This window comes from Pseudomonas sp. BAV 4579, assembly GCF_009765395.1.
GTDB classification, from domain to species: domain Bacteria; phylum Pseudomonadota; class Gammaproteobacteria; order Pseudomonadales; family Pseudomonadaceae; genus Chryseomonas; species Chryseomonas aestiva.
In genome coordinates, this window is sequence record NZ_WHOV01000012.1 from 59,985 (window position 1) to 80,554 (window position 20,570).

20 protein-coding genes are annotated in these 20,570 nt (G+C 66.0%); 10 read left to right on the forward strand and 10 right to left on the reverse strand.

Annotated elements, in window-relative coordinates; all coding sequences use genetic code 11:
* Positions 1-2: 2 nt before the first annotated feature.
* The 3 genes from GSQ95_RS04610 to GSQ95_RS04620 form a co-directional block, all read right to left on the reverse strand.
* Positions 3-374, reverse strand: a complete 372-nt coding sequence (locus GSQ95_RS04610) for a hypothetical protein (RefSeq protein ID WP_158891163.1) — start codon at positions 372-374, stop codon at positions 3-5.
* 5 nt (positions 375-379) lie between these two features.
* Positions 380-844, reverse strand: a complete 465-nt coding sequence (locus GSQ95_RS04615) for a YkvA family protein (protein ID WP_158891165.1) — start codon at positions 842-844, stop codon at positions 380-382.
* Between the two features lie 150 nt (positions 845-994).
* On the reverse strand, positions 995-1,768 hold the full coding sequence (locus GSQ95_RS04620) for an FKBP-type peptidyl-prolyl cis-trans isomerase (RefSeq protein ID WP_133859356.1): 774 nt from the start codon (positions 1,766-1,768) through the stop codon (positions 995-997).
* A 255-nt stretch (positions 1,769-2,023) separates the two neighbouring features.
* Between GSQ95_RS04620 and GSQ95_RS04625 the strand changes: the two genes are divergently transcribed.
* The 4 genes from GSQ95_RS04625 to GSQ95_RS04640 all read left to right on the forward strand — a co-directional run bounded on the left by GSQ95_RS04625 (position 2,024) and on the right by GSQ95_RS04640 (position 6,556).
* Positions 2,024-2,320, forward strand: coding sequence for a hypothetical protein (locus GSQ95_RS04625; RefSeq protein ID WP_158891167.1), 297 nt, complete (start codon positions 2,024-2,026; stop codon positions 2,318-2,320).
* 63 nt (positions 2,321-2,383) lie between these two features.
* On the forward strand, positions 2,384-3,058 hold the full coding sequence (locus tag GSQ95_RS04630; protein WP_158891169.1) for an ABC transporter ATP-binding protein: 675 nt from the start codon (positions 2,384-2,386) through the stop codon (positions 3,056-3,058).
* Entirely contained in the window at positions 3,055-5,514 is a 2,460-nt protein-coding gene (locus GSQ95_RS04635) for an FtsX-like permease family protein (protein ID WP_158891171.1), read from the forward strand. The genes GSQ95_RS04630 and GSQ95_RS04635 overlap by 4 nt, the downstream gene beginning before the upstream one ends.
* Positions 5,504-6,556, forward strand: a complete 1,053-nt coding sequence (locus GSQ95_RS04640; protein ID WP_158891173.1) for a lipocalin-like domain-containing protein — start codon at positions 5,504-5,506, stop codon at positions 6,554-6,556. Before GSQ95_RS04635 ends, GSQ95_RS04640 begins: the two co-directional genes overlap by 11 nt.
* Here the strand turns inward: GSQ95_RS04640 and GSQ95_RS04645 are convergent.
* The 5 genes from GSQ95_RS04645 to GSQ95_RS04665 are packed head-to-tail and all read right to left on the reverse strand — an operon-like array spanning position 6,553 to position 10,983.
* Positions 6,553-7,290 (reverse strand): amino acid ABC transporter ATP-binding protein, encoded by a 738-nt coding sequence (locus GSQ95_RS04645; RefSeq protein ID WP_305981952.1) that lies wholly within the window; start codon positions 7,288-7,290, stop codon positions 6,553-6,555. The two genes, GSQ95_RS04640 and GSQ95_RS04645, sit on opposite strands and share 4 nt — an antisense overlap.
* The gene (argH, locus tag GSQ95_RS04650) at positions 7,287-8,786 is read right to left on the reverse strand and encodes an argininosuccinate lyase (protein WP_158891175.1); all 1,500 of its coding nucleotides are present in this window, start codon (positions 8,784-8,786) and stop codon (positions 7,287-7,289) included. Before argH ends, GSQ95_RS04645 begins: the two co-directional genes overlap by 4 nt.
* Before the next feature lie 11 nt (positions 8,787-8,797).
* A complete protein-coding gene (locus tag GSQ95_RS04655; protein WP_158891177.1) occupies positions 8,798-9,475 on the reverse strand; it encodes an amino acid ABC transporter permease in 678 nt (225 codons plus the stop codon).
* Positions 9,476-9,482: 7 nt separating this feature from the next.
* Complete coding sequence (locus tag GSQ95_RS04660) at positions 9,483-10,145, reverse strand: amino acid ABC transporter permease (protein WP_158891179.1); 663 nt, start codon at positions 10,143-10,145, stop codon at positions 9,483-9,485.
* Between the two features lie 10 nt (positions 10,146-10,155).
* Entirely contained in the window at positions 10,156-10,983 is an 828-nt protein-coding gene (locus GSQ95_RS04665) for a transporter substrate-binding domain-containing protein (protein WP_256664476.1), read from the reverse strand.
* A 194-nt stretch (positions 10,984-11,177) separates the two neighbouring features.
* Here GSQ95_RS04665 and GSQ95_RS04670 point away from each other — a divergent pair, with 194 nt between their 5' ends.
* From GSQ95_RS04670 to GSQ95_RS04690, 5 genes are all read left to right on the forward strand, one after another.
* Positions 11,178-12,080 carry a LysR substrate-binding domain-containing protein gene (locus tag GSQ95_RS04670; protein ID WP_158891183.1) on the forward strand — a complete coding sequence of 301 codons (903 nt, stop codon included), beginning with the start codon at positions 11,178-11,180 and terminating at the stop codon, positions 12,078-12,080.
* A gap of 88 nt (positions 12,081-12,168) precedes the next feature.
* The gene (locus tag GSQ95_RS04675) at positions 12,169-12,480 is read left to right on the forward strand and encodes a DUF6482 family protein (RefSeq protein ID WP_133859361.1); all 312 of its coding nucleotides are present in this window, start codon (positions 12,169-12,171) and stop codon (positions 12,478-12,480) included.
* Positions 12,481-12,643: 163 nt separating this feature from the next.
* Entirely contained in the window at positions 12,644-13,075 is a 432-nt protein-coding gene (locus GSQ95_RS04680) for a DUF4440 domain-containing protein (RefSeq protein ID WP_158889928.1), read from the forward strand.
* A 143-nt stretch (positions 13,076-13,218) separates the two neighbouring features.
* On the forward strand, positions 13,219-14,244 hold the full coding sequence (locus GSQ95_RS04685; protein ID WP_158889930.1) for a TerC family protein: 1,026 nt from the start codon (positions 13,219-13,221) through the stop codon (positions 14,242-14,244).
* 14 nt (positions 14,245-14,258) lie between these two features.
* On the forward strand, positions 14,259-14,543 hold the full coding sequence (locus tag GSQ95_RS04690) for a hypothetical protein (protein ID WP_158889932.1): 285 nt from the start codon (positions 14,259-14,261) through the stop codon (positions 14,541-14,543).
* Between the two features lie 186 nt (positions 14,544-14,729).
* On the opposite strand, the gene GSQ95_RS04695 is transcribed toward GSQ95_RS04690, so the two are convergent.
* Positions 14,730-15,203 (reverse strand): GreA/GreB family elongation factor, encoded by a 474-nt coding sequence (locus GSQ95_RS04695; protein ID WP_158889934.1) that lies wholly within the window; start codon positions 15,201-15,203, stop codon positions 14,730-14,732.
* A gap of 141 nt (positions 15,204-15,344) precedes the next feature.
* Here GSQ95_RS04695 and GSQ95_RS04700 point away from each other — a divergent pair, with 141 nt between their 5' ends.
* Positions 15,345-16,178, forward strand: a complete 834-nt coding sequence (locus tag GSQ95_RS04700) for a DUF1206 domain-containing protein (RefSeq protein ID WP_158889936.1) — start codon at positions 15,345-15,347, stop codon at positions 16,176-16,178.
* Positions 16,179-16,421: 243 nt separating this feature from the next.
* Here GSQ95_RS04700 and hrpA read toward each other — a convergent pair whose 3' ends face one another.
* Positions 16,422-20,447 (reverse strand): ATP-dependent RNA helicase HrpA, encoded by a 4,026-nt coding sequence (gene hrpA, locus GSQ95_RS04705; protein ID WP_158889938.1) that lies wholly within the window; start codon positions 20,445-20,447, stop codon positions 16,422-16,424.
* Positions 20,448-20,570: the final 123 nt, after the last annotated feature.

Consider the following 20,570-nt stretch of genomic DNA (forward strand, 5'->3'; position numbering starts at 1 on the left):
CCCTATTCGAGGCGATGGTCGGGATAGCGGTGGTCGAATACCCGGGTCACCTCGGCCGCGTGCCAGCTGACTGCATCGCTCACCGGCGGCGAGCCGTCCAGGGCACCCAGGCGCAGGGCGCAGTCGAAGAATCCTTCACGGGGAATACGCGTACCGCTCTGACTCACCACCAGCGCACTGCGCAGGGGCCGGCCCGCGCGACGATCGAGGGCCGCCAGGTACTCCAGCGCGGTGGTCAGAGTCACCATCGCCGGCTGGGGCAGCCCCAGCCGTTCGATCACCGAGCGATAGGTCAGCAGGCTGCGGCTGCGCCGCGCACTTTCCAGTTCATCCAGCAAGGCCAGCCAGTGCTGACGACTGATGCGTACGCTCAAGCCAATCAGTCCCGCAGCTGATCGAGGGCGACACCTGCCGCCGGCTGTTCGTGCCGGTCAGGCAGCGCGGCCAGGGCCGCCTGCTGACTTGCGGTACGGTTGGCGCGCCAGGCCCGGAAGCCGTCCAGCTCGTCGCTGCAGGCCTTGCCGACCCAGGCCAGCACGGCGAGGTCGTCGAGCAGACCGAACATGGGCACCCAGTCGGGAATGAGGTCGATGGGTAGCAGGAAATAGACCAGGCCGCCGGCCACGGTCAGCAGCGTCTTGCGGCTGACCCCGCGATACTCGCCACGCCACCAGGCCAGCAGCAACTGATGGAACAGTCCCAGGGTCTTACGGGCTTCGCCCAGCTTGAGTCCACGCTTGCTGGTCTTGCGCGCGACGCCGAGCAGCAGCGCCGGCAGGCGGCCACGGATCAGCAGGCGCTGGGCGATACCCAGATAGCGATCAAAATTCTTCGGCGGCTTCATGGACACCTCGAGCAATGGAGAACGGTGGGCAGCGACCCCTTTGGCGCAGGGCTTTGCACCTCAGCTTTGATCGCACCGCTGCGTCAGGGTTTCCCGCCGCCCAACGTAAAACGCCCTGCAAGGCAGGGCGTCTGATACAGCGGAAGCGGCTTACTTCTTGGCCGGGGCCTTTTCGGCAGCGGCCGGGGCATCGGCAGCCGGCGCGACCGGGGCGTCTTCGGCGTCGGCAGCGGCGGCGTCCTTGATGCCGAGCAGTTCCAGGTCGAACACCAGCACCGAGTTGGCCGGGATCGCCGGGCTTGGGCTCTGGGCGCCGTAGGCCAGCTCGGAGGGGATGTACAGCTTGATCTTCTCGCCGACATGCATCAGTTGCAGCGCCTCGACCCAACCCGGAATCACGCCGTTGACCGGCAGGTCGATCGGGGTGCCACGCTTGATGGAGCTGTCGAACACGGTACCGTCGACCAGCTTGCCCTCGTAGTGCACGGTGACCACGTCGGTGGGCTTGGGCTGCGGGCCGTCGGCCTTCTTGACCACTTCGTACTGCAGGCCGGAGGCGGTGGTGATCACGCCAGGCTTTTTGCCGTTCTCTTCGAGAAACTTCTTGCCGGCCTTGGCGTTGTCTTCGCTGACCTTGGTCATCTTCTCTTCGGCGCGCTTCTGCAGGGCGGCGAAGGCTTCGGTCAGCTGCTGATCGGTCAGCTTCTGGTCCTTCTTGCCAACGGCGTCCTCGATACCCAGGGCGACGGCCTTGGGATCCAGGTCATCGATACCTTCCTGGGCCAGGCTCTTGCCCATGTTCAGGCCGATGCCATAGGACGCCTTCTGGGCCGGGCTTTCCAGCTCGACCTTGGGCTTGGAGTCGCAGCCGCTCAGAACCAGACCCACCAGGGCCACCGCTGCTGCCAACCGATACTGTTTCATGTTGATTCCTTATCCGTGCGCATTATGCGCGTTCAAATAACTGATCGAGCTTACAAGGAGACCTGCTCGCTTGCCATCGTCAGGCCTCTAAATGGCTGCAAAGGATAAGATTTCAAGCTTAGGTCTGCCTGAACATCGCGTGAACGAGTGGCGGGCAACCCCTGCGACGTCTTGTCCGGGGTGCCCGAGCAGTGGCGACCGGCGCGAGTCCAGGCGCTAGACTAGCGCCTTCTTCAGTGCCTGCCAGAGACCTCCATGTTCGAGCCCAACGATCTGAATCGCCCGCCCCTCGACCTCGCCCGCGAATCGCGCAAGGCCGGCGGCTACGGCCTGCTGTACTCGGTGCTGCTGGCGATCGGCATCCTGCTCTATCACCACTGGGTGCCCAGCGCCTTCCCCGGCAGCCTGCTGGAGATGTCCCTGGCGCTGCCCATCATCCTGTTCGCCGGCAGCGCCGTGTACTACCTGAACATGGTGCGCAAGTGCGAACGCCTGCAACGCGAGGAAGACGAAAAAGCCGGCAAGGGCAAGGGCAAGGTCAAGCGCCGCTGACCGCGCTGAACGTCGCCGCCCGCGCCCGGTCGATTGCAGACCACGACCGGCGCTGGAGGCGCGATGCTGACCATCACCGATCTGCACAAGAGTTATCCCACGCCCCAGGGGCCACTGCCGGTCCTGCGCGGCGTGGACCTCAGCCTGGCGCGGGGCGCGAGTCTGGCGCTCATGGGCGAATCCGGCAGTGGCAAGAGCACCCTGCTGCACCTGGTCGCCGGTCTCGACCGGCCCGACCGCGGCCAGATCCAGGCCGCCGGCCAGGCACTCGCCAGCCTCAACGAGCGTGGTCTGGCCGCCTGGCGCCGCGAGGGCATCGGTCTGATCTTCCAGCAATTCAATCTGATCGCCAGTCTGACCGTAGCCGACAATCTCGCCTTCCAGGCCCGGCTGGCCGGCCGCCATGATCCGCGCTGGCAAGCCGAGCTGGCCGAACGCCTGGGCCTGGCCACCCTGCTGGAACGCTATCCGGAACAGCTCTCCGGCGGCCAGCAGCAGCGCGTGGCCCTGGGGCGGGCGCTCGCCTCCCGGCCACCTCTGCTGCTCGCCGATGAACCCACCGGCAATCTCGACGAAGCCAGTGGCGACCAGGCCCTCGCCCTGTTGCTGGAACTGGTGGCCGAGACCGGCAGCAGCCTGCTGATGGTGACCCACAGCGCGCGCATCGCCAGTCATCTCGATCGTATCCTGCAACTGGAACGCGGGCGTCTCGGCGGCGCAGCCGTGGGCCAGCCATGAGGCTGCTTTACTGGAGTCTGCACAGCCTGGTCAGTCACTGGCGGCGGCATCCCCTGCAACTCGCCGGTCTGGTCGCCGGCCTGTGGCTGGCGACCGCGCTGCTGACCGGAGTGCTGGCGCTCAATGCCCAGGCCCGCCAGAGCTATGCCCAGGCCAGCGCCCTCTTCGGCGCCGACCAGTCGGGACTTGAAGCCCCCGACGGCAAGCGCTTTTCCCAATCACTATTCGTCGAGCTGCGCCGCCAGGGCTGGCCGGTGTCGCCCGTCCTGCAGGGGCGCCTGACCCTGGCCGAGCGCGAGGGCACCCTGCCACTGCTGGGCATCGAACCGGTAAGCCTGCCCAGCGATCGCGGCGTGGCGGCCGGCGCACCGCCAGAGGCCCTGTTCGCCTTCCTCGGTCCGACCGGGACCACCTGGATCGCGCCGGAAACGCTGCGTGAATGGCGGCTGCGGGCCGGCGCGGTGCTGCATCGCGCCGATGGCCTGGCGCTGCCGCCGTTGCAGCCGCGCCCCGGCCTGGCGCCCGGTACCCTGGTGCTGGACATCGGCCAGGCTCAGCGGCTGCTGGACGCGCCAGACCAAGTCTCCCGACTGATCATGCCAAAGACCTTCCGGCGTGCCCTGCCCATCCTGGAGGGGGTCAACCTGCAACGGGTGGAGAACGACCAGGGCGCCGAACTGGACCGCCTGACCGACAGCTTCCACCTCAACCTGCTGGCGCTCGGCCTGCTGGCCTTTGCCGTCGGCCTGTTCATCGTCCATGCCGCGACCGGTCTGGCGCTGGAACAGCGCCGCGCCCTGCTGCGAACCCTGCGCGCCTGTGGCCTGTCGGCCGCGACCCTGGTGCTGGCGCTGACCCTGGAGCTGGCGCTGATCGCCCTGGTGGCGGGCGCCCTGGGGGTTGCCAGCGGCTATCTTCTGGCGGCCCTGTTGCTGCCCGATGTGGCGGCCAGCCTGCGCGGCCTCTACGGCGCCGAAATCGCTGGCAGCCTGACCCTGAGTCCGGCCTGGTGGCTGGCCGGCCTCGCCCTCAGCCTGGGTGGAGCCCTGCTGGCAGGTGCCGATGGTCTGTGGCGCGCGGCGCGGCTACCGCTGCTGGCCCTGGCCCAGGGCGAGGCCTGGCGCGCCGCCCATGGCCGCTGGTTGCGTCGCCAGGCGCTGGGTGCCCTGCTGGTGGGCCTGGCGGCGCTGGTCCTCTGGCTGGGCGGCAACAGCCTGGCCAGCGGCCTGGCCCTGCTGGGTTGCCTCCTGCTGGCTGCCGCGCTGGCGTTGCCGCCGCTGCTGAGCGCCCTGCTGGATCTCTTGCTGAAGCGGGCACGGCGGCCACTTTCGCGCTGGTTCCTGGCCGACGCCCGGCAGCAGTTGCCCGGACTGTCCCAGGCGCTGATGGCGTTGTTACTGGCCCTGGCGGCCAATGTCGGCGCCGGCAGCATGACCGAGGGTTTTCGCCGCACCTTCGATGGCTGGCTCGACCAGCGCCTGGCCGCCGAACTCTATCTGCGCCCTCAGGACGCTGCCCAGGCGGCGACCCTGCTCGACTGGCTGCCCCGCCAACCCAGCGTGCGCGCGGTACTGCCGGTGTACGAAAGGGAGACGGGGATTCAAAGCCAGCCGTCCACCCTGAGCGGTATCCTCGACGCCGATCTCTATCGGCGACACTGGCCGCTGCTCGATGCCGGCGACGAGGCCTGGACGCCGTTCTTCGCCGGGGATGGCCTGATGCTCAGCGAGCAACTGGCCCGCCGCCTGGGGGTGGTCAAGGGGCAACGGCTGGAGCTGCAGGGCAGCCAGGGTCGCTGGTCCGCCCCGGTGCTCGCCACCTATGCCGACTATGGCAATCCGCGCGGCCACCTGCTGCTGCCTCAGGCTCGGTTGCGGGCATTGTGGCCGGATGCCGCTCTGGTGCGCATCGTCGTCCGCATGGCGCCGGCGCAGGTAGAGGCCCTGCGCAGCGAGCTGCAGCAGCGCTTCGGGCTGGACGCCAGTCACTCCATCGACCAGGGTCAGCTGCGGCGCTATGCCGACCAGGTCTTCGAGCGCACCTTCAGCGCCACCGCGGCGCTCAATGCCCTGACCCTGGCGGTGGCCGGTCTCGCCCTGTTCATCGCCCTGCTCGGCCAGGCGCAACGCCGTCTCGGCCAGCTCGCGCCACTCTGGGCGCTGGGCATCGAGCGTCCGCGGTTGATCCTGCTCAGTCTGGGCCAGTTGCTGGGACTCGCCCTGCTGACCCTGGCGCTGGCCATCCCCTTGGGCATCCTGCTCGCCTGGTGCCTGGTGGCGGTGGTGAACGTCCAGGCCTTTGGCTGGCGATTGCCGCTTCAGGTCTTTCCGGGCCAGTTGCTGGCGCTCTCCGCCATTGCCCTGCTGGCGACCCTGCTGGCGGCCGCCTGGCCCCTGCTGCGGCTGCAGCGCAGTAAACCGCTGGATCTGCTGCGAGAACTCGGTAATGAACGCTAGGGTTCTGCTGGTCGCATTCCTGCTGCTCATCGGTTGCGACGAGCAGCCGCCGTCCGCAGGCTTCGCCGGCCTCGGCCAGGGCAGCGAGAATTTCGCCCCGATGGTGCCGGGCAAGGTCTTCACCTTCCCGGCGGATCACGGCGCCCACCCGGATTTCCGCATCGAATGGTGGTACGTCACGGCCAACCTCAGCGATGCCGAGGGCCATCAATACGGCGTGCAATGGACGCTGTTCCGCAGCGCCCTGCGCCCCGGCGCCGACCAGCCCGGCTGGAGCAACGGCAACCTCTGGCTGGGCCATGCCGGTCTTACCAGCGAGACCCGCCAGTTTTCCGCCCAGACCCAGGGTCGCGGCGGCATCGGCCAGGCCGGGGTCACCGCCGCGCCCTTTTCCGCCTGGATCGACGACTGGCGGCTGAGCGGAGACCTGAACGGACGCGCCGAGGTTCGGGCCCAGGGTCCGGGCTTCGCCTACCGGCTGAATCTCGTCGCCACCGGCCCGCTGGTGCTCCAGGGCGAAGGCGGGGTGAGTCGCAAATCCGCCAGCGGCCAGGCGTCCTACTACTACAGCCAGCCGTTCTTCCAGGCCCAGGGCGAACTGCAGATCGAAGGCCGGCGCGTGCCGGTCAAGGGCCTGGCCTGGCTGGATCGCGAATGGAGCAGCCAGCACCTGGCCGCGGACCAGCTCGGCTGGGACTGGTTTTCCCTGCACCTGGACGACGGTCGCCAACTGATGCTCTATCGGCTGCGCCAGGCCGACGGCCAGCACTATCTGTTCGGCAACCTGATCGGTGCCGACGGCCACAACCAGCCCCTGCATCCCGGCGATATCCGCCTGGCGCCGGAGTCCACCCACAGGGTCGCCGGACGCGAGGTGCCGGTACGCTGGTCCATCACCCTGCCGGGGCAGCAGCTCGATCTGCATATCGCGGCAGTCAATCCCGATGCCTGGATGGCCCTGGGCACGCCCTACTGGGAAGGTCCGGTCAGGGTGGAGGGCAGCGCCAAGGGGGTGGGCTACCTGGAAATGACCGGGTACTAGTGCAGCACGTTGGCAAGGAACTGTCGGGTGCGCGGCTCCTGTGGCGCGCCGAACAGCTGTGTTGGTGCGCCGCTCTCCAGAATGCGTCCACCGTCGAAGAACAGCACCCGGTCCGCCACCTCACGGGCGAAACCCATCTCGTGGGTCACCACGATCATGGTCATGCCCTCGCGCGCCAGGTCCTTCATGATTGCCAATACCTCGTTGACGGTCTCCGGATCCAGTGCCGAGGTCGGTTCGTCAAACAGCAGGAGTTGCGGCTGCAGGGCCAATGCCCGAACAATAGCTACTCGCTGTTGTTGGCCGCCTGACAGCTCCGCCGGATAGGCATCGGCCTTGTGCACCAGACCTACCCGTTCCAGCAACGCCCGCGCCTGGCGATCGGCCTCGGCGGCGCTGAGGCGTCCCAGCTTGACGGGCGCCAGGGTCAGGTTGCGTAGTACCGAAAGGTGCGGGAACAGGGTGTAGTCCTGGAATACCATTCCTACCTTCTGGCGAAGGGTCGCCAGGGCGCGACGGTCGCCGGCATGCACCGGTATACCGTCCAGCTCCACGGTACCGGCCGAGGGCTCCTCCAGGCTATTGAGGCAACGGATGAGCGTCGACTTGCCAGAGCCGCTGGGACCTATCACCACCACCACTTCACCGGCCGTGACGTCGAAGTCCACCCCGCGGACGATCTGCTGTTCGCCAAAGCTCTTGGTCAACCCCCGTACTTTCAGCAGCGAGCTCACTGGGTCAGCGCCCGCAGGTTGGCATCCAGGCGCGCCTGACTCTGCACCTGCCGCGCACGCCGGGCTGCATGCCGCTCCCGCTCCAGGGTAAGACGTGCCCGCGCAGCCGCCAGGGTCCGCATGAGCGCAGGCTCGGCGGGGCCTCCCGGCGATTGCCGCGAGGCGACGTTGGCAGTGGGGTCCAGGCTTTCGCTGACCTGGGCAGCATCCAGCCCAAGGGGCCGGCCGATCACCGCCTGGGCAGCCTGGTCGAGCATGGCGCTGTCGATGGCGTGAGCGGGCAGGTCCGCATCTAACGCCTGGCGCACCACGGCGCCCACCACATGGTGCGCCTCGCGGAACGACAGTCCGCCCTCGCATACGATGAGATCGGCCAGCCCCGTGGCGGTGGAAAAATCCCGGGCGCTGCGCTCCAGTCCGCGCACGGCATCCGGTTCAGCCGTGCGCAGCACCAGGTCCAGGAGCCGCAAGCAACGCAGGGTTTCTTCCGCGGCCTCCCAGAATCCACGGGTGCCTTCGCGATTGGCGTCACCGCTGTGGCTGAAGTGGGTGCCCTTGACCGTCATGGTGGCAGCCATCAGCAGTCCGGCGATATGGCCACTGCGGCCCTTGAGGTATTCCAGCACGACCGGATTCTTCTTCTGCGGCATGATGCTGGAGGTACCGGCGACGCTATCGGGAAATTCCACCAGACCGAATTCGTGGGTAGCCCAGACGAAATAATCCTGGGCTACCCGACTCCAGAACACCGCCAGCAGGCTCAGATGGGACAGGCCTTCGAGGATGAAATCTCGTGAGGCGACAGCGTCCAAGGCGTTGTCCAGGTAGCTGTCGAAGCCCAGCAGATCGGCGGTGCGCGCCCGGTCGATGGCGAAGGGGGTGCCGGCGAAGGCTGCTGCGCCCAGCGGACTCTGATTCATGCTGTCGAGGGTTGCGGCCAGGCGCAGGCTGTCCCGCTCTAGCGCCTGGGCCACGCCGGCCAGATAGAAGCCATAGGTGATCGGCTGCGCCGGCTGCAAATGGGTATGTCCCGGCATCACCGTGGTGGCATGGCGCTCCGCGCCCTCCAAGGCAGTCGTCCGGACCTGTTGCAGCGTCTCCAGCACCTCGCCGAGAACATCTCGCGCCCGCAGACGGTCGAGGGTGGCGAGGATGTCGTTGCGGCTGCGACCGATATGCAGGCGACCGCCGATATCTGCGCCCAGGCGCTCGATCAGCGCGGCCTCGTAGTTGAAGTAGGCATCCTCGCGCAGCGGATCCAGCGGCACTGCCCCCGGACCTGCCGTCTCCAATTCGAGGATACCGCGGGCCAGGGCTGCGGCCTGGGCGCGGTCGATGAGGCCCTGCTCGGCAAGCATCACCACATGGGCCTTGTTGACGTCGCCCAGATAGGGAAAGCCTTCGGCGAAACCGGCCAGGCGCGGCGCGTAGATGAAGTCGCAGACCTCGGGCGCGGTGGCCTCCCGGAGACGACGGCTGACCTTGGATTCTTGCATGGGATGCCTCTCTAGGATGGATTACGGGTCAGCGGACGACCCAGGCGCCGCTCGAGGTAGCGACTGAGCCAGCTGAGTAGTGAGCAGATGACGAAATAGACGAGCAGCACCGTGCCATAGACGGTGAAGGCGGGACTGGTGCCGGTCATCATGGTGGTACGCTCGATCAGGGTCTGACCGGTCTTAAGGAACTCGCCCACTCCAACCAGCGCGCCCAGGGAGGTAGCCTGGACCAGTAGGGTCAGCAGCCCGGTGTAGGCCGGTAGGATGGCCTTGAGCGACTGCGGCCCCAGGATGTGCAGGTAGATACGCCAACGCGGCAGACCCAGCGCCCAGGCACTCTTCCACTGGTGCCGGGGTACTGCCAGCAAGCCACCACGGACGATTTCGATACCGTTGGCGCTGCCCCAGAGGGTCAGCCCGGTGGTGACTGCGGCGAAGGGCGACAGATCCAGCCCGAGCAGGGGCGCGCCAAAGAAGATAAAGAAGACGTTGACGATCAACGGGATCGAGCGGAACAGCTCCACATAGCCATGGATCAGCCAGCCCAGCCAGCGCTGGGGCAATGTAGCCAGCACCCCGAACACCACTGAAACCAGGGTGGTGAAGAGCAGCACGACCAGCGCCAGCTGCAGGGTCATCAGCAGGCCCTTGACCACGAAATTCCAGTTTTCCAAAAAGAAACTCATGGGCGCCTCATTGCCGGAACGGCCGTTGCAGATGAGCCGACAACCGCTGAGTTGCCAGCGCGAGCACCGCTACCAGCCCCAGGTAGAGCACACAGATGGCGCTGAACATCTCCAGGGCCCGGAAATCCGTGGCGATGCGATCCACCGCGACAAAGGTTAGCTCGGCCAACCCGATCGCCTGCAGGTAGGAAGAGTTCTTCAACAGCGAGATGGCGGTATTAAGCACCGCCGGCAAGGCCGTGCGCACGGCGATGGGCAAGGCGATCAGGCAGAAGTACTGCCAGGGTTTTAGATTAAGCGCCAGACTTGCCTCGCGCATGCCCCGTTCCACCGTGGCCAGGCCGCCACGCAGATTCTCGACCTGATAGGCACCGGCCCAGAGCGACAGACAAAGCACTCCCGACCAGAACAGTGACAGGCCCAGACCTACCGCAGGCAGGCCGTAGAAGATGAAAAACAGCTGTACCAGGATCGGCGTATTGCGGATCACCTCGACATAAAGGGTGGCCAGCTGTGCCAGCAGCGGGACGCGAAACAGCCGCACCGCGCCGCCGACGACGCCTATCGCCAGAGACAGTCCAATCGCCAGTAGCGAAACCTTGAGCGTCATCACCAGGCCGTCGAGCAACGCCGGCCACTGGGCCATGAGATAGTCGAGGTCGAAATCCATGACCGCGCTCCTAGAGGCTCTCCGCGGGACGCGGCTGTTCGAATACGCTCAAGTAGTAGCTGCGAATGTTTTCCGGGACCAGTCGCTCTACCCAGGGGCGAAACAGGTGTTCCTCATGCATCCGCGCCACTGCGGCGCTGAGATAGTCACGCCACTGCGCCTCATTCTTGCGCACGCCAATGGCCGCATCGGAAATCTGGAAAGGCTCACCCACCAGCCGGACGCTATCGTCATGAGCGGTCACCACCACCAGGGTCGCGGCATCATGGGTATAGGCATCGACGCGACCCTGGCGAAAGGTCTGCAAGGCGTCGGCAGCGCTATTCATGCGCAGCGTTCTGACCTCTGGCTCATGGTCCTCGAACCACTTGGCCTGCACTGAGCCTTTGAGCGTAGCCAGGGTCTTGCCCCGGAGGGCGGCGATGGAATCGATGCCACTATCCTTGCGCACCAGTACATCGCTGGCACCCCAGCGGTAGGGAGTGGTGAAATCGATCACCCGCTGCCGCTCCGGGGTCACCCCGAGGGTGGCGATCAACATATCCACCTTGCGGCCGAGCAGCTGCGGCACGCGATTCTCGGCGGTCACACAGGTAAAGCTAACCTTGTCCCGCGAACCCAGGGCCCACTCGGCAATCTGGCGGGACATCTCCACCTCCACGCCGGCGAAATCGCCGTTGGTGTCCTGATAGCCATAAGGTGGCTGATCGCAGCGTACTCCGGCGCGCAGCACGCCGGCCTCGGTGAGCGCGGCGGGCACGGCAGGCAAGGGAGCAGCCTGAACGAAGCTGACAAGACCGAGCGCCAGAACGGCTGCGGAAAACGCGCGATACGACATGTTGCCTCCTAGAAGAAAGGTGACTGCCGCCGGCGGCAGCCGGAGACAGAACTATGAGGGCAGATCGGAAGATGCAGCGTGGGTCGTCGGTGCCTGGCGGTCATAGCGCCTTGGTTCTTTTGTAAGACTTATGGCGCCATGCTGGCAAATGCCAATACGCTAGGCAGCCATACGGATCTGATATGGGTAGTCGAATGAACATGAAACAGGTGGAGGCTTTTCGCGCGACCATGCTGTCTGGTTCCATGACCGCAGCGGCCGACGCCCTGCATACCTCGCAACCCAATATCAGCCGGCTGATTGCCCAGCTGGAACGCAGCTGCAGTTTCCGCTTGTTCGAGCGTATTGCGGGCCGCCTGCTGCCCACCGAAGAAGGCGCGGCGCTGTTCCGCGATGTCGAGCGCGCCTTCGTGGGTCTGGACAGCTTGCAAGCCTCGGCGCGCGCCATCGCCCAGGGCGGTACCGGGCGCCTGCGCCTCGCCGCGGTACCCTCGCTGTCACTTACCCTGCTACCTCGGGTCGTGCAGCGCTTTCGCGAGCGTTATCCACACGCCGCCATCACCATCCACACCAGCGATTCGCCGACGGTTGCGCACTGGGTAGCCTCGCAGTTCTGTGATCTGGGACTTGCATCCTATGTAGGCGAACAATTGCCGGGGATCACGGCAGAGCTGCTCAGCGACGTGCCTGGCGTCTGTGTCTTCCCGCGTGGCCACGGCCTAAGTCAGTTGGAGCGGGTAACGCCTGCGGACCTGGTCGGCGAGGAATTTATCTCGCTGGTTCCGGGCGACAGCACTCGCACGCGCATCGACCGCCATTTTCAAGAGCCAGTGGAGCGACGTCGACTGAATCTGGAGACGCCCTATGGCGCCACCATCTGTGCCATGGTCGGCCTTGGTCTGGGCGTCAGCATCGTCAGCCCGCTGGTGGCTCAGGACTATCTCCATGCCGGTTTGGACTGGCGGCCTTTCCAGCCGGCGATCCGCTTCACCAGCTACCTGCTGCTGGCAGATCACCGCCCGGCTGGCACCCTGGCTCTGGCTTTCGCCGAGGAAATGCGCGCTACCCTTCAAGAGGCGGTACGGCAATGGCAGTGACCGGAACTCCCACCCTTGCTCCCGCCTCGAATCCCTACCCCCCCTGCCGCCGCGCAGGGTTCGTTAGCGTGATAACCGAGGTGTCTCGATGAATGTCAAAGAGCTGAATCAGCAGGTCAAGGCCGGCGCGGTCAAGGAAGTCAACCTGGTGTCCATGGAAGGCGGCTCCTACGTCATCCATGCCTTGGTGGAAGGCACCTCGGTACCGGTCGCCGACGACAAGGGTGCCACCCTGCACGTAGCCTCGGTGGAAGAAGCCCGGCGTATCCTCGACGACGTCAAGGAGGTGCGCCTGTTCATCGCCCAGCCCGCGGTCTATGAAGAGATGGTCGGCCAGCCGGTGAGCCAGACCGACTCCCGCGAAGAGATCCCGCTGCGCTCGAAGATCGAGAATCGCTGAGCCGCACCCCTCTGCCGTCGCCGGCTGCCGGCGGCGACGCCTCCCCGTCATGACCCGGATCTCCCCGACCGGCGTCATACCCTGACGATCTGACCACGCCTCATACTCACTCAGGACACATTGTTATATTATAACAATTTCAAGTTCGCCTGAGGATAACGCTATGTCCGTTGCCAGTCCTACCCACGCGTCTGCTCGCTCCAACGAAGAGATCGCCTGCCTCGCCGGCGCCAAGGCCGCCTTGCACACCTGGGCGGCGACCGTCGCCACCCGCGACGTGGAAGCCATTCTCGCGCTCTATGCGCCCGACGCCATCCTGGTGCCGACGCTTTCCAACGAGGTACGGGACTGCGAGGACAGCCGGCGGGAATATTTCCGCAATTTCCTCGCCAATGAGGGGCTGGTGTGCAACGTGGAGATCTTCAAGAAGAGGGTCAGCAGCAAACTCAGCACCGTGGTGGTCGGCGGCCTCTATATCTTCCACTATCGCGATGGCGAGCAGGTCATCCGTGTGCCCGCACGCTTTCTCTTCACCTTCGAGCAGATCGACGGCCGCTGGCTGATCACCGGCCACCATTCCTCCAGAGAAGCCTGACTTAGAGCGGTTGCATTTTGTAAAACTGCAATCCTTGCCGAATGTGCGCGAGTTCGAAATCCTGTCCTGGTGACCCGGGCCCCTCTGACGGTATGTGCCGCCATGTCGAGTCATAGTCTTGAAACTTGACTAAGGAGGGGCTCATGAACGCCCTGCATGCATTCTTCTTCGCCGACTTCCTCGGCACCGCCACCTGGATGTGGCTGACCTTCTTCGCCGTCGTCATCGCCCTGCTGGCCTTCGACCTGGGTGTCCTCCACAAGGAGAACAAGCCCATCGAGGTCAAGGAGAGCCTGCTGCTGTCCGCGGGCTACATCACCGCGGGCCTGCTGTTCGCCCTCTTCGTCTGGCAGCTCAAGGGCGCCGATGCCAGCCTCGACTACGTCACCGGCTTCCTGATCGAGAAATCGCTGTCCATGGACAACGTCTTCCTCATGGCGGTGATCTTCGGCTTCTTCGCCATCCCTCGGGAATACCAGCACCGGGTGCTGTTCTGGGGCATTCTCGGGGTGATCGTACTGCGCGCCATCATGATCGGCCTGGGCGCCGCCCTGATCCATCAGTTCGACTGGATCCTCTATGTCTTTGGCGCCTTCCTGGTGATCACCGGGGTCAAGATGCTGTTCGCCAAGGTGGACGAAGAGCCCAAGCTCGACGACAACTTCTTCATCAAATTCTTGCGCAAGAAGCTGCGAGTGACCGACGAGCTGCACGGCCAGCATTTCTTCGTGCGCCAGCCCGATGCCAGCGGCAAGACGGCGCTCTGGGTGACGCCGATGTTCCTGGCGCTGATCGTGATCGAGTGCGCCGACCTGGTGTTCGCGGTGGACAGCGTGCCGGCGATCTTCGCCATCACCCAGGATCCCTTCATCGTCTACACCTCCAACGTCTTCGCCATCCTTGGCCTGCGCGCCCTGTACTTCGCCCTGGCGGCGATGATCCATCGCTTCGCCTATCTCAAGTACGCCCTGGCGCTGGTGCTGGTGTTCATCGGCTGCAAGATCTTTCTAGTGGGCATCATCGGCAAGATCCCCCCGGCGATCTCCCTGAGCGTGACCCTGGGCCTGCTGGCCGGTGGCGTGCTGGTATCGCTGTACAAGACCCGCAGCGAGGCCAAGCCCACCGCTGCCGGTCATGAGCCGCGCGACTCCCTGAACAAGCCTTCGTGAAGGAGCGGACGACCATGACTACCAGAGCCATCCTCGGACTCGCTGGCATCCTCCTGCTACTTGGTCTGGGTGGTTGCGACAGTGCCGAGAAGGCCGCGGACAGCTTCGCCACCAAGGTGGAGGAAGCCGCTCGCGAACAGGCGCGGGAAACCCTCGGTGGAACGCTCGACGAGCTGAACAGGAAGGTCGACGAGGCCCAGAATCAGGGCCGCGCCTGGCTGGATCAGCACCGGCCCAAAGAGCGGGAAGAGACGCCACCGGCCAGGGCAGGCAAAGCGGTGGAAGGGGTGGAAACTTGAGTGCTTGAGCACAATCATCGCGGCCATGGGCCGCTCCTACAGGAGGTGATGCTTTTGTAGGAGCGGCCCATGGCCGCGATAAGGTGCGATAAAGACAATTCTCCTACCGTTGCATCTGTACCTGTAGGAGCGGCCGCATCGGCGGACCGCCACGGCCGCGATAGCCCGTCGACCGAGAAGTAGCCACTACAACACCGCCAGGATCTCCTGCCGGTGTACCTTGCCTTCCACGGTCACCGCCACCTCATCGCCCTCCTCCCGCCCCAGCAATGCCTGACCCAGGGGTGCGCGGGGCGAGATCACCAGGACATCGTGGCCATCCAGCTTAACCTTGAGTCCTGCCGCATCCGGGCCGAGGAACAGCCAGCGGCTGGCCGTCGCGGTGGTCAACTCGACCAGAGCACCGATGCGAATGCCGTCGTTCATGGCCACGGGTGTCAGCGCCCGGTAGGCCGCCAGGGCCAGCTCGATCTCGTGCAGGCGACGGCGTTGGCCATCCGCCAGATAGGCCGCTTCCAGACCGCGGGTGTCGTACTTGTTCTCGGCCTTGCTTTCGCTGTGGGTGGCCGCCTCGTGGCTGGCCGCCAATTGCTGGCTGATGACCTCGCGGTCGGCTTCCAGGGCCTGAAGAATGAGGGGAAGCAGTCGCGCTTTGTCCATGAACCGGTCGCCGGAGCAAAGGGTGCGAGCCTAAGGCCAAAACCCGCTCGCTGCCAGTCCTCGGAGAACGTCCGTCCGGCCATTAGAACCCGCACGCGGGCCACCGGTCAGTACAAGGCAGAATGTAACAGGGCATAACAGATGCACACTCGTACCGGACTCACCTTGCTGGCTCGCGGCGGCTATGCCGCTCGTGGTCTCGTCTATCTCATCATCGGCGTCCTGGCGCTGCTCGCCGCACGCGGCTCCGGCCAGCCGGCGGACAGCCACGACAGCCTGGAAGCCCTGCTCGCCCAACCCTTCGGCCACTTTCTGGTCGGCCTGGTGGTGGTAGGTCTGATCGCCTTCGCGGCCTGGCGTATTCTTCAGGCCATACGTGATGTCGATGACCATGGCAGCAAGCCCAAGGGCCTGGTGATCCGCGCCGGCCTGCTGGTAGGCGGCATCACCTACGGCGCCCTGGCCTTCTTCGCCCTGGGCCTGCTGATCAGCGGTCTGCGACAGGGCGGTGGTTCGGGTGGGGAAACCAACGACCTGCTGCAAATGATCCTCGGCTGGCGCTATTCCAATCTGCTGGTCTACGTCGCCGCACTGATCCCTCTGGGGGTGGGCCTCGCCCATTTCGTGAAGGGCTGGAAGGCCAGCTTCGAGCGGTATCTCGAAGCCAGTCCCGAACAGCTGCGCCTGATTCGGCCCATCGGTCGCTTCGGCCTGATCGCTCGGGGCGTGGCTTTCGTCGAGATCGCCGTCCTGCTGGTGGTCAGCGGTTCGCGCTACCAGGCGCTGCATCCGCCGGGCATGAAGGACGCCCTGAACGGCCTGCAGAATCTGCCCTTCGGCGGACTGGTCCTCTCGGTGGTAGGCTTGGGCCTGATCGCCTTCGCCTTCTACAGCTTCGCCGAGGGCTACTGGCGACGCATCGACATGGACCTGCCGGATGTGGGCGGATCGCTGCGCCAGGTTTTGCCGCGTTAGCTCAGCCTCACCCGCGCCAGCCGTTGCGCATGGCCTGCCAATGGCGGGATGGTTGCCCGTCCAGAAGCCGTGGTCGTCGCCCGGACAGTGGACGGACGACGGGCGGCGGGCGCCAACCCACGCTGAAAGACGCTCCACCGCGCGCCCAGCCGTACCGCCAGGTTGCCGACCAGACAACGCGGCTCAGAGATTTACGGCCGGTCGCGCGAATATCTTCCAAGCGGCGCCGCCGATGGATGGCCGCTAGGCCTCCACCTGGCTCCACTGCTTGTGCAGCCGCTTGTCCGATACCGGCATCCGCGTCCCCAGCTGCTGAGCCCAGAGCGACACCCGATACTCTTCCAGCATCCAGCGATAGAGCTCCAGATTGGCGTCGCGCTTGCCTTCCTGGCCATGCTTGGCGGCGCGGGCACGATACTGCTCCCAGAGTCCGGCCAGCTCGCCGCTCCAGACACGATCGCGCTGCACCTGGCTGCCGAGCTTGTCGAAGCGCTGCTCGATGGCCTTCAGGTAGCGGGGATACTCCTTGAGCCATTCCAGCGGCGTATCGCGGACGAACCCGGGATAGACCAGGCTACCCAGCTGCGCCTTGATGTCGTTGAGGGCCACCGCCTGGGCCAGGTCGATGCGGCCCTTGAATTTCTTCTGCAGGCCATGCCAGAGCTTGAGGATCTCCAGGGTCAGGCGTGCGATGCGTTCGGCCTGCTCGGTCCAGCCGCCCTTGCGCCGCTCGGCCAGTGAAGCCAGGCCGGCGCCATCGCGGGGCAGCTCGGCGTCGTCGGCGAGGATGGTGGCGTCCAGGCTGGCCAGCAGGATGTCTTCCACCAGCGCCTCCGGTCGACCCAGTTCGCGGTGCAGCAAGCTTAGCTCGGTGAGCCCGGGCAACTTGCCGCGCAGGAACTTGGCCTGTTCCGCCAGTTGCTGCAGCAGCAGTCGCTGCAGGGCGCGGCGGTGCTGGAGGCGGGCTTCGGCCTGGGTGGCGAAGCGGCCTTCGCGCACCGTGCCCTGCTCGTCCACCAGCGCCGGATAGACCGTCATGGAAAGGCCGGCCACCTGCTGCTGGGTCTTGGCCGCCACCTCGGCGAAGGCCTTGGCCTCCACCGGGCGCTGCTCCTGGCGCTTCTGCGTCGGCAGCGCCAGGGCCGCCTGACTTTCCTGGGCGAAGCGCGCCGTCACCTCGGCCAGATCGCGGCCCTCGCCCAGCGGCTTGCCCTGGGCATCGACCACCTCGAGATTCATGCGCAGGTGCGGATCCAGGCCGGCTTCGGCCTCCGGCCAGGCTTCGTCGGGGATGCGGGCACCGGTCATGCGCTGCAATTCGCGTCCCAGGGCCTCGTGCAGCGAGCCCTCGCCGAAGGGGATCTTGTCCAGCGCCGCGCGCACGAAATCCGGCACCGGGACGAAGTTCTTACGCAGGGCCTTGGGCAGGTTGCGCACCAGGGCCACGCAGCGGTCATAGAGCAACCCTGGCACCAGCCAGTCGAGGCGCTGGGGCGGCAGCTGTGGCAACAGCGGCGCCGGCACCCGCAGGGTGACGCCATCACGCGGATGGGTCGGGTCGAATTCGTAGGACAGCGGCAGGGTCAACTCGCCCAGGCGCAGGGTGTCCGGATACTGGGCGGCGGTCACCTCGCTGGCTTCACGGGCGAGGACGTCTTCCTCGCGCATGATCAGCAGATCGGGCTGCTTGGCGCTTTCGCGGCGATACCAGCTGTCGAAGGTGGCGGTCTGGTAGACGTCCGCCGGCAGACGCGCGGCATAGTAGTCGAACAGGGTTTCCTCGTCGGCGAGGATGTCGCGGCGGCGGGCCTTGGCTTCCAGTTCGTCCAGCCGCTCCAGCAGCGCCCGGTTGGCGGCCAGGCACTTGGCGCGACTGTTGATCTCGCCGCGCACCAGGCCTTCGCGGATGAACAGCTCGCGGGCAGCGGGCGGATTTACGGGGCCGAAGTGCACCGGGCGACGACCGACCACGATCAGGCCATAGAGGGTGACCTGCTCATAGGCCACCACCTGGCCACGCTTCTTCTCCCAGTGCGGCTCCAGATGGGTCTTCTTGACCAGGTGCCCCGCCACCGGCTCGATCCAGTCCGGCTCGATCTTGGCCACCATGCGGGCGAACAGCTTGGTGGTCTCCACCAGTTCCGCGGCCATGATCCAGGTGGGTTTCTTGCGACCGATGACGCTGCTGGGATGGATCCAGAAGCGCCGCTGGCGCGCGCCCAGGTAGTCGCCGTCTTCGCTCTTCTGGCCGATCTGGCTGAGCAGGCCGGCGAGAATGGCCTTGTGCAGCGCCGCGTAACCGCGGGCACGCACCGCCGCCTCGCTGGCCTCGGCCTGTTGCTGGGCCTTGGCGTTGATGTGCTTGTCAGTGGTCGGCGCGGGTTTGTGGGTGCCCTCCGCGGCTGCTGGCGCTGGACTTTCGGCCTTGCGCACCTGGAGTCCCAGTTCGCGGCACAGCAGGGTCAGCTGGCGATGGGCATCGCGCCATTCGCGCAGCCGCAGGTAGTTGAGAAAGTGCTTGCGGCACCAGCTGCGCAGGGCGTTGGAACCCAGCGCCTGGCGCTGCTCTTCGAAGCCGTGCCAGAGATTGACCAGGGCGGCGAAGTCGGAATCCGGGTCCTTCCACTGGGCATGGGCCTGATCGGCCTGGGTCTGGCGGTCCGCCGGGCGTTCGCGCGGGTCCTGCACCGACAGGGCGCTGGTGACGATCAGCACCTCGGCGAGACTGCCCTGCTCGGTCGCTTCGAGCAGCATGCGGCCGAGGCGCGGATCGACGGGCAGGCGCGCCAGTTGCCGACCCAGGGGCAGCAGGCGGCCTTCGACATCGACCGCCGAGAGTTCCTGCAACAGGGTGAAGCCGTCCTTGATCGCCTTGCCATCCGGCGGCTCGATGAAGGGGAAATCTTCGATGCGACCGAGGCGCAGATGCAGCATCTGCAGGATCACCGCCGCCAGGTTGGTGCGCAGGATCTCCGGATCGGTAAAGGTCGGGCGACCGAGGAAGTCCTCTTCGCTGAAGAGGCGGATGCAGATGCCTGGCTCAACCCGGCCGCAACGACCCTTGCGCTGGTTGGCGCTGGCCTGGGAGATGGCTTCGATGGGCAGTCGCTGGACCTTGGCGCGGTAGCTGTAGCGACTGATGCGCGCGGTCCCGCTGTCGATCACGTAGCGGATGCCCGGCACGGTCAGCGAGGTCTCGGCGACGTTGGTGGCAAGCACGATCTTGCGCCCGGGGCGCGGCTGGAAGATCTTCTGCTGCTCGGCCGGGGTCAGCCGCGCATAGAGCGGCAGCACCTCGGTGAATTTCAGCTGGGCCTTGCGCAGGACCTCGGCGCAATCGCGGATCTCGCGCTCGCCGGGCAGGAACACCAGCACATCGCCGGGGCGCTGACCGACACTGCGCTCGTGCGCCTCGATCTCGTCCAGCGCCTGGAGGATGCCCTGGTCCACCGAGAGATCGTCAACCAGCCGTTCGCCGTCTTCATCCACCTCGGCGCTGAGCGGGCGGTACCAGGTCTCGACGGGATAGGTCCGCCCGGACACCTCGACGATGGGCGCGCCGTCGAAATGCCTGGAGAAGCGCTCCAGATCGATGGTGGCCGAGGTGATGATCAGCTTGAGATCGGGGCGACGCGGCAGCAGAGTCTTGAGAAAGCCCAGCAGGAAGTCGATGTTGAGACTGCGCTCGTGGGCCTCGTCGACGATGATCGTGTCGTAGCGTTCGAGAAAGCGGTCATGCTGGGTTTCGGCCAGCAGGATGCCATCGGTCATCAGCTTGATCAGGGTGGCATCGGTGCTCTGATCCTCGAACCGCACCTGATAGCCGACCAGTTCGCCCAGCGGCGAACCCAGTTCTTCCGCCACCCGGGCGCCCACGCTGCGCGCCGCCAGGCGGCGCGGCTGGGTGTGGCCGATCAGCCCCTGCACCCCCCTGCCCAGTTCCAGACAGATCTTGGGCAGCTGGGTGGTCTTTCCCGAACCGGTCTCGCCGGCGATCACCACCACCTGATGGCCGGCGATGGCGCGCTTGATTTCCTCGCGCTTGGCGGCGATCGGCAGGGCGTCGTCGTAACGGATGCGCGGCACGCTGGCACGCCGCGCCTCGACCTTGGCGCAGGACGCCTGGAAACGCTCCAGCCACTGGGCTTCGCGGATGGGATCAGGTTGTTTCTGCAGGGCCTGGAGCTGGCGCCGCAGGCGATGGCGATCGGCGTTGAAGGCCTGATCCAGGTTGGCGGCGAGACGGGCAACGGAGGGGGTATCGGTCATGAAACTCTTTCGACGGCGGTCGTTTGGACCGGTAAGTGTAAAAGAGTTGGGGTGTATGGCGGGGCTTTACAAGAACGGCGGGTGGAAAACCGCCGGGTTGCCTGCCCCTGCGCGACGCCTGGT